Consider the following 13968-nt stretch of genomic DNA (forward strand, 5'->3'; position numbering starts at 1 on the left):
CGAACTTTTCGACTTGCGCATGCCCGCTCGAAAACCGAAGACATGCAGCAGTTTCTCAATGACCAACCATGGCTTCGCCCGAGGCGGCCATGATCTTCTCCTTGGAGACATCCGAACCAAATTCGGCTGAGATGCGCCCGCGATGCATGACGATGATGCGATGAGCAATGCTGAGGCATTCACCAACTTCGGAAGTCGTATAAATGACCGCCAGCCCCTGCTTGGCTTTCTCGGCCAGCAACTTGAACACCTCGGCCTTCGCGCCGATGTCGATGCCCCGGCTCGGTTCATCCAGCAGGATCACTTCGGGCTCGGTGGCCAGCATCTTGCCGATCACGACCTTCTGCTGATTACCGCCGGACAACGACCCGATCGCCGCGTCACCCCCATCGGTCTTGATATGAACATTTTTGATCGACTGATCGATGATGTTCTTCTCGCTCTTTCGGGACGTGAAGAGGCCTTTGGTGATCTCGGCTATGCTGGCCAGTGACAGGTTCTTTCCGACAGTCATCGTCTGGACCAGACCATCACGCTGGCGATCTTCCGGAACCAGAACCAGCCCCTTTTCGATGCGTTGGGCGATGGAAAGACCCGAGACGTCGGTGCCCTTGAGAAGCACACGACCGTCACTGGCCTTCAAACGACCGGCAACCGTTTCCAGAAGCTCGGTGCGGCCCGCACCCATCAGCCCATAGATGCAAACGATTTCGCCTGCCCGCACATTGAGCGACAGCCGGTCAACCAGCGCGAAATCCGCGCCTGCCGGATCTGGAACCGTCAGGTTCTCTACGGAAAGAGCAACATCCCCCCATTCATATCCTGTTGGCGGAGACCCAAGATCGAAGTTCTCGCCCACCATGTTACGAACGATCCATTCCAGATCGATTTCGTTGCGCGGCGCATAGGCCGTCATCGTTCCATCGCGCAGCACGACGGCATGATTGGTGATCTGTAGCGCTTCTTCGAGATGGTGCGAGATATAGACAATCGCAACGCCACGCGATGTCAGATCGCGGATGACCTTGAACAGCACCTCGACTTCCGATGCACTCAATGCGGAGGTCGGTTCATCCATGATGAGAATGCGGGAATTGACCGAAAGGGCCCGGGCGATTTCCACAATCTGCTGCTGGCCGAGACGCAACTCTTCTACCGGTGTCAGCGGGTCGATATCTTCTTCCAGTTCCTTCATGAGTTCGCGCGTGAGGCGTTCTTCTTCGGCGAAATTTACGCCAGTCGGCGTGCGGATTTCACGCCCCATGAAGATATTGTCACGCACATTCATGTTGGGTGCGAGGCTCAGTTCCTGATGGATGATCGAGATGCCTCGGTCACGCGCTTCCGTCGACGAATTGAATGTCACCGGTTCGCCGTCCAGCACAATCGTGCCGGATGTCGGCTGAATAACTCCCGACAGCACCTTCATCAAAGTCGACTTGCCGGCGCCGTTTTCGCCGAAAAGCGTGGTGACCTGGCCGCGACGTATCTCGAAATTCACACCCTTGAGAGCGTGAATGCGGCCATAGGATTTGGCGACATTCTGCGCGGCCAGAACGACATCACCGTTCTTGCCTTCAATTCCGGGATTTTCGATTGTTGGTGCCGCGCTCATTTGACTGCGAACTCTACTGGCGTCACGAGCCAGTTCTTTGGATTGACGAGCTTGAACACGCCGGTCACCGAAACCGTCTTGCCGACGAGATTATCGGCATCCACGCCTTGCAGAACCTGCTTCTTCATTTCGTTGTTGAGCGCAGAACCTGCATTCTGGAACTCGATCTGGTTCTTGAACTGACCAAATTCGATTGTGCCGGTCGCATCGCGCAAATCCGTGCCATTGACGGCGGGACCGGTCTGGACCCGGATCGCCATGCCTTCAGGCAAGCCATCGACCTTGATCACATTATAGTTCGATTTGCGCTCTTCAACCACGCCGGTGAACTTCACAGGAATGACCGGATTGACGCTGCCGACGCCATATTTTTTACCTGCCGCAGTCTTGTCGGCTGCCAGCGCCGTTCCAACTTCGGCTGCATCGGCGGCGCGTTCGATAATGCTCGACTTAACCTTCGGAAACTCTGAAGCGCCATAAGCCTCAGGCGAAAATGCCTGCTGACGCACATCGGAATCAGAACCGATCTTGACGATCTTCGTATCGAAGCCAATCGCGCCTATAACGACCACAGCCGCAATCACACTCCAAAGAATGGCGCGGTTTTGCTTGGGCGAAGCTCGCGAAACTTGATTAGTCTGTGCACTCATTATTCAAACCTGCCGAATTGTCGGAACGGATCGCGGCCAGTTCTGACCGCCGTGAACACTCACCTGTTTGCGAATAGCCCTGCGGTCAGATCGGGCCAGCGAAATTCTCCACTCGCGCGGCAACCGGGACAACGGACAAAATCATGACATCCTCCACGCGGTCCCAGGGCTCCGCTCCTCCGTGCCTACTGGAAACAGGCATCGCCCCATGCATTATGATAGCGACGTGTTATTAACTCCAATTATGATGTTATAAACATAGATAACTGTCAATCCGATGTTTTGGAACAGGCGGAGGAAGTTCGTGTTTCGGTGAGAAATCCGCCCGTTATGGCACCGGAAACGACTGTCTCAATCCACATATTTAAAAGCCATCGCGGCTGTTGACGACCGGATCTAGGCTTAAGCTTCGCTCAGATCGATTCATCCAAATATCATTATTTTTCAATATATTATACCATCCTACGCGAACGATTTCCTGCTGCCAAAGGGTCGAGAATCGCCTCACTTCTCGAAGTGGTTTCCCTTCGGCTAACAAGTTTGTGAAAAATAATTCGTACACATAAAAATTTTACAGACATTGCCGAACCGCTATGTTATCTCAGTTGAACGCGAATGCCCGATTTCATTAAAAACAGGGTTGCGGCGACGCATTTCAGTCGCGGGAGGAATCCAGATGTCGATAAATACGTGTAGCGGCCATGCGTCATAAAGGTGATCTCATCATCGGGATCGATGCTGGCACATCCGTTCTCAAAGCAGTCGCGTTTGAGTTCAGCGGACGCCAGATCGAGTCTGCCGCCGTACGCAACAAATACGATACCGGCGATCACGGTGCAGTGACCCAGTCCCTGTCACAAACCTGGAAAGATTGCGCCAGCGCCCTGCTCGGCCTTGCAGAAAAAGTTCCCAACCTGCGCGAGCGCGCGGCGGCGATCGCCGTCACCGGCCAGGGCGACGGCACTTGGCTTGTCGGCAAAAACAACCAGCCCGTTACCGATGCCTGGATCTGGCTCGACGCGCGCGCCGCCACAACGGTGACGCGGCTTGCCGCCGGCCCCATGAACCGCGCACGCTTCGAAGCGACAGGCACGGGGCTCAATACATGCCAACAAGGCTCGCAGATGGCGCATATGGATAGCGTTGCGCCAGAACTGCTCGACCAGACCGAGGTCGCGCTTCACTGCAAGGACTGGCTCTATCTGAATCTGACTGGCATTCGGGCCACCGACCCATCGGAAGCAAGCTTCACCTTCGGCAATTTTCGCAACCGCCAATATGACGATGTCGTCATTGAAGCACTGGGCCTGCAAAAACGCCGCAAGCTTCTGCCTGAAATCATCGACGGCACACAGACCATGCATCCGTTGAGTGCAGAGGCGGCAGCCGCAACCGGCTTGCTGGCCGGAACGCCCGTCAGCCTCGGCTATGTGGACATGGCCATGACTGCACTCGGTGCTGGCGTTCGTGGCGGAGCCTCTGATGCCGGCTGCTCCACCATTGGCTCCACAGGCGTGCATATGCGCGCAAAGCGGGTCGCAGACATTCACCTCAATCGGGAAGGCACCGGCTATGTTATCGCATTGCCAATTCCCGGCATTGTGACGCAAGTTCAGACCAATATGGGCGCGACGATCAATATCGACTGGATATTGCAGGTGGCCGCCGACCTCATGTCCACACCGGACAAGCCTGTTTCGCTGAATGACCTTATCCCGCGCCTCGACGTATGGTTCAATGCAAGCCGCCCGGGTGCAATCCTCTATCATCCGTATATTTCAGAGGCAGGAGAACGCGGACCTTTCGTCAATGCCAGCGCGCGCGCAAGCCTCATCGGTCTTTCGAGCCGTGATCGTTTCCCCGAACTGGTGCGATCCGTGGTCGAAGGACTGGGCATGGCAACGCGCGATTGTTATGCCGCCATGGGCGACATGCCAGCCGAACTGCGCATCACGGGCGGCGCCGCGCGATCACGCGCTTTGCGCAGCACACTCAGCGCTTCCGTCAATGCGCCGGTTCGCGTTTCCTCCCGCGAGGAAGCTGGCGCCGCCGGTGCGGCGATGATGGCGGCTGTCGCCATTGGGGCCTATGCGACGATGGATGACTGTATCGCCGAATGGGTGGAGCCTCTGCTTGGACCCCCGGAAGCACCCGACGCTTCCCGCGCACGGCATTATGAAGAGCTTTATCTCGCCTATCGGGAATCCCGGCTGGCGCTGTCGCCGGTTTGGGACCAACTGGCCGCCGACAGGTAAGGCCGGGCGGATTGGCGCAATATGATGAGACGTGCCGAAACATCGGCATTCCAAGGAGCATGCTATGGCTGAGACGGAAACTTGTGACCTGTTTGTGATTGGCGGCGGCATCAATGGCTCAGGCGTTGCGCGCGATGCTGCCGGGCGCGGTCTCAAGGTTGTTCTGGCCGAAAAGGACGATCTGGCGGAAGGCACTTCGTCACGTTCCGGTAAACTTGTCCATGGCGGCCTGCGCTATCTGGAATATTACGAATTCCGTCTTGTTCGGGAAGCGCTGATCGAACGCGAAGTGCTGCTCAACGCGGCGCCGCACATCATCTGGCCGATGCGTTTCGTTTTGCCCCACAGCCCGCAGGATCGTCCGGCTTGGCTCGTGCGGCTTGGCTTGTTTCTCTACGATCATCTCGGCGGACGCAAGAAACTTCCCGGCACCCGCACGCTCGATCTCCGGCGCGACCCGGAAGGTACACCGATCCTCGACCAATATACCAAGGGCTTTGAATATTCAGACTGTTGGGTCGATGACGCCCGCCTTGTCGCACTCAATGCGCTGGGTGCCGCTGAAAAAGGAGCGACCATCCTCACCCGCACACCGGTTGTGTCGGCGCGCCGCGAAAAAGGCGGCTGGATCGTTGAAACGCGCAACCGTGACACTGGCGAAAACCGCAGCTTCCGCGCCCGCTGCATCGTTAATTGCGCAGGCCCATGGGTAACGGATGTTATCCACAATGTGGCCGGATCGAACTCAAGCCGGAATGTGCGTCTGGTCAAGGGTAGCCATATCATCGTGCCCAAATTCTGGGCCGGTTCGAATGCCTATCTCGTTCAGAACCACGACAAGCGCGTGATTTTCATCAACCCTTATGAAAGCGACAAGGCGCTGATCGGCACCACAGACATTGCCTATGAGGGCCGCGCGGAAGACGTTGCCGCAGATGAAAAGGAAATCGATTATCTGCTCGCCGCGGTGAACCGCTATTTCAAGGAAAAGCTGCGCCGGGAAGATGTGTTGCACGCATTCTCAGGCGTGCGCCCATTGTTCGATGACGGCAAGGGCAACCCTTCGGCTGTCACACGCGACTATGTCTTCGACCTGGATGAAACCAACGATGCACCCCTTCTGAACGTGTTCGGCGGTAAAATCACGACATTCCGAGAATTGGCCGAGCGGGGCATGCATCGCCTGAAGCATATTTTCCCCAATATGGGGGGCGACTGGACTCATGGCGCGCCGCTACCCGGCGGTGAAATACCCAACGCCGATTACGAAACCTTCGCCAATAGTTTGCGCGACAGCTATCCTTGGATGCCCCGTCAGCTTGTGCACCATTACGGTCGCCTTTATGGCGCGCGGACCAAGGATGTCGTCGCCGGTGCGGCTGGACTTTCAGGTCTTGGCCGCCATTTTGGCGGCAATCTTTACGAGGCCGAAATTCGCTATCTGGTCGCAAAGGAATGGGCGAAGACGGCACAAGATATTCTCTACCGCCGCACCAAGCATTACCTGCATCTGACTGAAGCCGAACGCGCCGCCGTCACGGAATGGTTCGACAACACACATATTGCTGCCTGAGGACGACATGGCCCTTACGCTCTCTTTGAACACCAACCCGCTGGTCAATCGCTTTGCCGAGCCTGATGATCTAATCGAAACAGTGGCCCGCGATCTCCGCCTGCGCGATCTTCAGCTGACCCATGAATTCATCAATCCCAGCTGGCAGGCCTCCACGATCCGTCGCCTGACGCGCACGATGGACAAAACCCTGCAGCGAACAGGCGTTCGCGTAACATCGGGCATGACAGGGCCCTATGGTCGCCTCAATCACTTCGGCCATCCCGACCGCGAAGTGCGCCGCTATTATGTCGATTGGTTCAAGACCTTTGCCGATATTATCGGCGACCTTGGCGGCAAATCGGTCGGCACACAGTTTGCGATCTTCCCATATAAAGACTTTGACAATCCCGCGCGTCGCGAGGAGCTTATAGACATTGCAATCGACTGCTGGGCGGAAGTGGCGGACCATGCAGCCGGTGCCGGTTTGGATTATGTATTCTGGGAGCCGATGAGTATCGGTCGGGAATTCGGCGAAACCATCGCCGAATGCATGAAACTTCAGGATCGCCTGACCGCTGCACATATGACGATCCCGATGTGGATGATGGCGGATATCGACCACGGCGATGTCACATCGGCCAATCCGGACGACTTTGACCCCTATGCCTGGGCACGCGCGGTGCCAAAAGTTTCGCCGATCATCCACATCAAGCAGAGCCTGATGGATAAGGGCGGCCATCGTCCGTTCACCGCGGCCTTCAACGCCAAGGGTCGCATTCAGCCGGAACCTTTGCTGAAGGCTTTCGCCGAGGGCGGTGCCCAAGACAATGAAATCTGCCTTGAACTTTCATTCAAGGAACGCGAACCGAACGACCGCGAAGTCATTCCGCAGATTGCGGAAAGTGTGGCTTTCTGGGCCCCGCACATTGACACCGGCGTCAAGGATTTGAAGATATAAAGAACGGCAGAATCCGACCGAAGCACCACGACGTTCGACAGGATAATGCTTCAAGTGAAAGACCTTAAGGCGCGCGCCTCTGATAAGATCAGATTAAAACGCGCCTGACCTGCGAAGGGACCGGACAGCTCGAAATGGCAGATGCAGACGATTCCCTCGCCCTTCGTGCAGCCTGGCTCCACTTTGTTGCAGGCATGACCCAGTCGGCTGTTGCCAAGCGCCTCGGGCTACCTTCCGTGAAGGCGCATCGTCTCATCGCCAAGGCGGTTGCGGACGGTGCCGTCAAGGTCACCATCGACGGCGACATTACCGAGTGTATCGATCTGGAGAACCGTCTCGCAGATCGATACGATCTCGATTATTGCGAAGTCGTACCCGATATTGGTGAGGAAGGCCTGCCCCTCACCGCGCTTGGCCACGCGGGCGCGGATTTTCTTCGCCGCGAAATCGAACATGGCGACCATGAGGTAATCGGTATCGGCCATGGCCGCACCCTGTCGGCTGCGGTCAACTATATGCCGCGCGTTGTGGCAAATGATTTGCGCTTTGTCTCGCTTCTCGGCGGCCTTACACGCAATTTCGCCGCCAATCCCCATGACGTGATGCATCGCATCGCGGAAAAAACCGGCATGCCTGCTTATGTGATGCCGGTGCCGTTCTTCGCCAACACGGCTGAAGATCGCGAAGTGCTGCTTGCCCAGCGTGGCGTCACTGCTGTTTTCGATATGGGATGCCGTGCAGAATTGAAAATAGTCGGGATCGGCACTGTGGATTCTCAGGCGCAACTCGTGACATCCGGCATGATCGAACTCGCCGAAGTCGAAGAAATCGCCTATCTCGGTGGCGTCGGCGAAATGCTCGGACATTTCTTCGATGCTAATGGCAAGCGACTGGAAACCGGTCTCACCGCACGCACCATCGCCGCGTCGGTTGAAAACGCGGATATGAGCCGCATTATCGCCCTTGCGGGCGGCTTGCCGAAAGCCGAAGCCATTCGAGCAGTCCTGAAAAGCGGGCGTCTTTACGGCCTGATCACCGATGAACGCACAGCCAAATTCCTCGTCGAATAGCGAACGTGAAAACGTCACAAAATCACATTTATTGTAGATTTTTTTGTGATTTTGTGATTTATCGTCGTTGAATGTTTCGCGAGACAGATCGGACACAAGCGTGAAGCGCGACGACAGAAGACAGGCGATCATAAATTTACTGATTGAGAATCAGTCCGTCGATCTTGACGATCTGTCGGATCGCTTTGCCGTGTCCAAAATGACAATCCATCGCGATCTGGATTCGCTGGAAGAATCCGGTGTTTTGCGCAAGGTTCGCGGCGGCGCGACAATGGATGCAGGCTCGCAATTCGAAAGCGATTTTCGATTTCGCGTGCGCCAGGACAATGAAGCCAAGCTTCAGATGGCCAGAGCGGCACTGGAACTGATCGAGCCGGGCATGACCGTCATGATCAATGACGGTTCCACGGCTGCGGTTCTGGGCGGGCTTTTTCCCGAAAAGCGGCCGCTGACCGTCATCACCAATAACGCGGTCATCATCGATGAGCTGAAAGGCGAAAGCGGGATCAATCTCATTGCTCTCGGCGGTGTTTTCTCGCCCAAGTTCAACGCTTTTTTCGGCCTGTTGACGGAAGAGGCACTGTCACATCTGAGTGCCGACATCGCCTTCATTTCGACACCCGCCGTCAATGGCAGACTCGTATATCATATGGACGAAAATGTCGTGCGCACCAAACGCGCAATGACCGCTTCGGCGACACGCACCTGCCTTCTGGTCAATCATCAGCGCTTCGGGCGCCCCGCTTTACATGTCATGGCCGACCTCGCCGATTTCGATGCCATCATCACCGATACATCCCCTGGCCGCGAAATCACAGCCGAGCTGGAACAGGCTGGGATCAAACTGACAATAGCAGACTAGGAAAGAGCATTTGGGAATGGCCAGATTTTGGGTTGGAACGAGCTGGAAAATGAACAAGACGCTGGCGGAAGCGCGGGCCTTTGCCGACGCGCTGAAGGCCGCTGACGGCGAACGATCAGCTGATATTCAGCGTTTCATCATTCCGCCCTTCACTGCTGTGCGCGAAGTGAAGGAAATCCTGTCCGACACATCGGTAAAGGTCGGCGCACAAAACATGCATTGGGCTGATAAAGGCGCATGGACCGGTGAAATTTCTCCGCTGATGCTCAAAGACTGCAATCTCGACATTGTGGAACTCGGCCATTCCGAGCGGCGCGAGCATTTCGGCGAGACCAACGAGACTGTTGGCCTCAAGGTTGAAGCTGCGGTGCGCCACGGGCTGATCCCGCTGATCTGCATCGGCGAGACCTTGGAGGACCGTGAAAGCGGTCGGGCGGCAGAGGTTCTCGCGGAAGAAGTGCGCGGCGCGCTGTCCAAATTGTCGGACGAGCAAAAGCAGGCCGAAATCCTGTTCGCTTATGAGCCCGTCTGGGCCATCGGCGAAAACGGCATTCCCGCTTCCGCCGACTATGCCGATGCCCGACAGGCAGAAATTATCGCTGTCGCTGAAGACATTGTCGGTCGCCGCGTTCCCTGCCTTTACGGCGGTTCAGTCAATCCCGGCAACTGCGAAGAACTGATCGCCTGCCCGCATATTGATGGCCTCTTCATCGGACGCTCCGCCTGGAACGTCGAGGGCTATCTCGACATTCTGGCCAAATGCGCAGCCAAGATTCAAGTGAATTGAGAATTCAGACTAGTTAAGGAGTGAGATCATGAAAATTGCAGTAGCAGGAGACAGCGCTGGCGAAGGTCTGGCCAAGGTTCTCGCCGACCACCTCAAGGACCGTTTCGAGGTTTCGGAAATCTCGCGCACCGAGGCTGGCGCCGACGCGTTCTACGCCAATCTTTCCGACCGCGTTGCATCGGCTGTTCTGGACGGCACCTATGACCGCGCCATTCTCGTCTGTGGCACCGGTATCGGCGTCTGCATCGCGGCCAACAAGGTTCCCGGCATTCGCGCAGCGCTGACGCATGACACCTATTCGGCTGAACGCGCCGCCTTGTCCAACAATGCCCAGATCATCACCATGGGTGCGCGCGTGATCGGATCGGAAGTCGCCAAGACCATCGCCGATGCGTTTCTCGCCCAGACCTTTGACGAAAACGGTCGCTCGGCTGGAAACGTGAACGCCATCAACGATGTCGACGCCAAGTACAACAAGTGCTGATTTAGTCGTCAGGACTGACGATAAAAAAAGCGGACGGGAAACCGTCCGCTTTTATTTTTACAGCAAGCTTAAAGCTTAGCTGAACTTCGGATCAAGCGAGCCGTCGAGATAGCGCTTCGCCATATCGGCAAGCGGTATCGGACGGATAGAGGATGCGTGTCCGGCGGTGCCGAACTGCTCGAAACGATCCTTGCAAAGCTTGGTCATCGCGGCCATCGCTGGCTTCAGATATTTGCGCGGGTCGAACTCGCTTGGGTCTTCCTGCAGGATGCGGCGGATCTGGCCGGTCATTGCCATGCGGTTATCCGTGTCGATATTGATCTTGCGCACGCCGTGCTTGATGCCGCGCTGGATTTCCTCGACCGGCACACCCCAGGTCGGCTTCATCTTGCCGCCGAACTTGTTGATGATTTCCTGAAGGTCTTCCGGCACAGACGACGAACCATGCATGACAAGATGCGTGTTCGGCAGCTTGCGATGAATTTCTTCGATCACATTCATGGCCAGCACGGAACCGTCCGGCTTGCGGCTGAACTTATATGCGCCGTGCGAGGTGCCCATGGCAATTGCCAGTGCATCGACTTTGGTTTCGCGGACGAATTTCACCGCTTCATCCGGATCGGTCAGAAGCTGATCATGCGAGAGCTTGCCTTCCGCGCCGTGGCCGTCTTCCGCATCGCCCATACCGGTTTCCAGCGAACCGAGAACACCCAGTTCACCTTCCACCGAAATACCGCCGAGATGCGACATTTCGCTGACGCGGCGGGTGACCGAGACGTTATAGTCCCAATCGGCAGGCGTCTTGCCGTCAGCTTTAAGCGAGCCGTCCATCATCACCGAGGTGAACCCGGCCTGGATGGCCGTCATGCAGGTAGCAGCTTCATTGCCGTGATCGAGATGGACGCAAACCGGAATATGCGGATAGATTTCCGTCACTGCATCCATCATGTGTCGGAGCATAATATCATTGGCATAAGAACGCGCACCGCGGGATGCCTGCAAGATAACCGGCGCATCGACGGCATTTGCCGCTTCCATGATCGCCAGCGCCTGCTCCATATTGTTGATGTTGAATGCCGGAACGCCATAGCCTTTTTCGGCTGCATGATCGAGCAATTGACGCAGTGTGATGCGTGCCATTTTTCAGTCTCCCTACCAGTCGCGGTCAGATGCGCTCACGCGCGTAATATTCACCCAGAACATCCACCTCTTCAGCAACGCCAAACACGAGCGCGCTTCGCTCATGGTAGGATTGCGGCAGAATATCAAGAATAGCGGTTGAACCGTTGGTCGCTTTTCCGCCTGCTTCCCGGCAAAGGAAAGCGATCGGATTTGCTTCATAAACGAGCCGCAGGCGGCCCTTTTCATAGCCCGCACGGCGATCATCCACATAGAAGAAGAGGCCGCCGCGCTGCATGATGCGATGCATGTCGCCAACGGCGGCGCCGAGCCAGCGCATGTTGAAATTGCGACCGCGCGGCCCGTCCTTACCAAGGAAGACGTCATTCACATAGGCCTGCATGCCCGCAGAAAGATGCCGCTGAACGGATGCGTTGAACGCAATATCCGACGCGCGTTCTGGCAGGGTCACGTTGCGGCGCGTAATCTGGAATAGTTCGCTCGCCGGATCGAAGGTGGCGAAAATCACGCCATCGCCAACCGAAAAGCAGAGATCGACAGAATTGCCGTAGGATACATATCCTGCTGCAATCTGCCTGTTGCCCGGCTGCAGGAAGGGTTCGTCCGTATCAGCGGGGAAGAACGAGAAAATCGTGCCAAGCGGCGCGCCGAGACCAACATTGCCGGAACCGTCCAGCGGGTCGATGGCAACCGCAATCAGACCATCAGCCTTGCCTGCCACGGGCAGATCGGCTTCTTCCGATAAAACGGAGGCCGCACCCGCTTCGATCAGCAAATCAACAAACAGATTGTGCGAACCGACATCGATGCTTTTCTGCTGATCCTGATCGCTGTTGACGCCAACAAGCTTTCCCGGATCACCCGGCAACGAACCGCGTGCAATGCGCCCGGCAAGCCTGCTCGATCCGGCCAGAATGGCCTTGATCGCATTGGCTGTCGCCAGTCGCAGAACATCTTGCCCTGCCCAGCCATCGAGATAGTTTCCAACGGTATCAGCCTCGACGCGGTCATTATCGCCAGCCAGAACCAGCGGCGCAAAATTGCCAGCCATTATTATTCACCTTGCTCCAGAAGAAATTTCGCCGAGCATCGACGCGGAAGCGCCGAAGCCGTTCGTGCCAATCACTTCCTCTCCGATGCAGTTTGCCAGTTGCAGCATGTCGAATACGGGTGAGGCGAAATTCATGGCGGCAACCTCCTTGCCAATCACTGATTTTTTGCCTGCCGCACGCATATTCGTGAGAAAGGTCAGCAGGCCAGAGCCCACTAACATCATCCTGAGATATTAACAACGTGGCTATAACATTATAACGATTTAAATGTGATTTTGTGTTCAATTTTTTTATTTCGTGATCGTTGGCAATTAGCCATCTCCTTGTAATCATTATGTTTCGGCGACACCGCTCCTTTCCGGAGATTCCGGGCCGCATCATGTTGCAAAGCGAGTCGCCGCCTCATTGTGCCCGATACCGCCTTTGAAAGAAGTCATGTTCCATTCCATGCCTGAACAAGCGTCCTGCCTTTGCGAAACTGGCCGGTTGCCAGCATTGATATGCCTGCTATGAGTGGAGATACTGTTTCGAGATAGATTGCAGCTGAAGGCGCGCGCAATGTGCAAGGCACGGAAATGAACGAGGATTTCGGATCGCTGGATGACGAGCTGGAGCGCGCGCGCGTTGCCTGGCTCTATTTTATCGGTGGGCAGACCCAGCAAGAAATTGCACAGCGGATGAACATCACCCGGCTCAAGGTCAACAAGATCATCGGGCATGTGCGTGAGTCGGGACAGGTGCAAGTCAACGTCAACCTGCCATTGACAGACTGCATTGAACTGGCTGAGAAGGTAGCGGCGCGATACGATCTGGTCGAGGCGGTCGTCGTGCCCGATCTCAACGATTATATCGAGCAGAAGCGGGTTATCGGCGAAGCCGCGGGCACAATGGCGTCGGAACTGATTGAAGGGCGCGACATGGGCGTCGGGATCGGCTCTGGCAGAACCTTGAGCTTTGCGGTTCGCAGGCTCCATCTGCGTCCCAAGCCCGAGAGCTGGGTTGTCGGATTAACAGGCGGCGTCACCAGCGGTTCAGCGACAAACACGTTCGAAGTGGCAACGGATTTTGCCCGCGCATTGGGCGTGGAATGTCACTACCTGACCGCGCCGATCTATTGCGCAAACCCGGAAAGCCGCAATGCGCTGCTGCTCAATGATGAGCTGACCGATGTTCTGGCCAGAACTGAGATTGCCGATATCGGGCTTGTTTCGTGCGGCCCGCTGACGCAAGAAACGTCGCTGACACATATCCGGGTTGTCAAAGATAATCTCGATACGGTGCTGAAACTTGGCGCAGTCGGAGAATTCATGGGCTGCTTTCTCGACGCTCGGGGACGACCGATCGAACATTTTCTCAATGATTCAATTATCGCTCTGCCGCCGGACAAGCTGAAACTCAAACCCGTCTCGGTTCTTGTTTCTGGTGGTCTCAATAAAATTCCAATCATCCGCGCCATATTGCGCGGCGGATATGTCAATCGCCTCGTCACCAATGAAGGCGTCGCCCGGGCTTTGTTGCAGGGGCCGCGTTAAGCAACCCC

Annotated in this window: 13 protein-coding genes; 8 read left to right on the forward strand and 5 right to left on the reverse strand. The window is 56.3% G+C overall.

Translation table 11 applies throughout. The features are described from left to right. Positions 1-55: 55 nt before the first annotated feature. Both FIC94_RS17345 and FIC94_RS17350 read right to left on the reverse strand, forming a co-directional pair. Positions 56-1615: a sugar ABC transporter ATP-binding protein gene (locus tag FIC94_RS17345; RefSeq protein WP_140025725.1), complete on the reverse strand. Its 1560-nt coding sequence runs from the start codon at positions 1613-1615 to the stop codon at positions 56-58. After that, positions 1612-2265 (reverse strand): DUF2291 family protein, encoded by a 654-nt coding sequence (locus FIC94_RS17350; protein WP_109365869.1) that lies wholly within the window; start codon positions 2263-2265, stop codon positions 1612-1614. The genes FIC94_RS17345 and FIC94_RS17350 overlap by 4 nt, the downstream gene beginning before the upstream one ends. 701 nt (positions 2266-2966) lie before the next feature. Here FIC94_RS17350 and FIC94_RS17355 point away from each other — a divergent pair. From FIC94_RS17355 to derI, 7 genes are all read left to right on the forward strand, one after another. Then, complete coding sequence (locus FIC94_RS17355) at positions 2967-4520, forward strand: FGGY-family carbohydrate kinase (protein WP_140025727.1); 1554 nt, start codon at positions 2967-2969, stop codon at positions 4518-4520. 64 nt (positions 4521-4584) lie between these two features. Further along, on the forward strand, positions 4585-6093 hold the full coding sequence (locus tag FIC94_RS17360; protein WP_140025728.1) for a glycerol-3-phosphate dehydrogenase: 1509 nt from the start codon (positions 4585-4587) through the stop codon (positions 6091-6093). A 7-nt stretch (positions 6094-6100) separates the two neighbouring features. Further along, on the forward strand, positions 6101-7033 hold the full coding sequence (locus tag FIC94_RS17365) for a sugar phosphate isomerase/epimerase family protein (RefSeq protein WP_140025730.1): 933 nt from the start codon (positions 6101-6103) through the stop codon (positions 7031-7033). A 134-nt stretch (positions 7034-7167) separates the two neighbouring features. Then, positions 7168-8103 (forward strand): sugar-binding transcriptional regulator, encoded by a 936-nt coding sequence (locus tag FIC94_RS17370; protein ID WP_140025732.1) that lies wholly within the window; start codon positions 7168-7170, stop codon positions 8101-8103. Between the two features lie 100 nt (positions 8104-8203). Continuing rightward, positions 8204-8965 (forward strand): DeoR/GlpR family DNA-binding transcription regulator, encoded by a 762-nt coding sequence (locus FIC94_RS17375; RefSeq protein WP_109365864.1) that lies wholly within the window; start codon positions 8204-8206, stop codon positions 8963-8965. Positions 8966-8981: 16 nt separating this feature from the next. Next, positions 8982-9752, forward strand: a complete 771-nt coding sequence (locus FIC94_RS17380) for a triose-phosphate isomerase (RefSeq protein ID WP_140025733.1) — start codon at positions 8982-8984, stop codon at positions 9750-9752. 28 nt (positions 9753-9780) lie between these two features. Continuing rightward, positions 9781-10236: a D-erythrulose-4-phosphate isomerase gene (derI, locus tag FIC94_RS17385; RefSeq protein ID WP_109365862.1), complete on the forward strand. Its 456-nt coding sequence runs from the start codon at positions 9781-9783 to the stop codon at positions 10234-10236. Positions 10237-10311: 75 nt separating this feature from the next. Here the strand turns inward: derI and fba are convergent, their stop codons facing one another. The 3 genes from fba to FIC94_RS17400 are packed head-to-tail and all read right to left on the reverse strand — an operon-like array spanning position 10312 to position 12643. After that, the gene (gene fba, locus FIC94_RS17390) at positions 10312-11376 is read right to left on the reverse strand and encodes a class II fructose-bisphosphate aldolase (protein WP_109365861.1); all 1065 of its coding nucleotides are present in this window, start codon (positions 11374-11376) and stop codon (positions 10312-10314) included. A 25-nt stretch (positions 11377-11401) separates the two neighbouring features. Continuing rightward, positions 11402-12433: a class 1 fructose-bisphosphatase gene (locus FIC94_RS17395; RefSeq protein ID WP_140025735.1), complete on the reverse strand. Its 1032-nt coding sequence runs from the start codon at positions 12431-12433 to the stop codon at positions 11402-11404. Beyond that, positions 12434-12643 carry a hypothetical protein gene (locus FIC94_RS17400; protein ID WP_140025746.1) on the reverse strand — a complete coding sequence of 70 codons (210 nt, stop codon included), beginning with the start codon at positions 12641-12643 and terminating at the stop codon, positions 12434-12436. A gap of 360 nt (positions 12644-13003) precedes the next feature. Here FIC94_RS17400 and FIC94_RS17405 point away from each other — a divergent pair, with 360 nt between their 5' ends. Beyond that, positions 13004-13960: a sugar-binding transcriptional regulator gene (locus FIC94_RS17405; protein ID WP_109366406.1), complete on the forward strand. Its 957-nt coding sequence runs from the start codon at positions 13004-13006 to the stop codon at positions 13958-13960. Positions 13961-13968: the final 8 nt, after the last annotated feature.

This window comes from Ochrobactrum teleogrylli (assembly GCF_006376685.1).
GTDB lineage: Bacteria > Pseudomonadota > Alphaproteobacteria > Rhizobiales > Rhizobiaceae > Brucella > Brucella teleogrylli.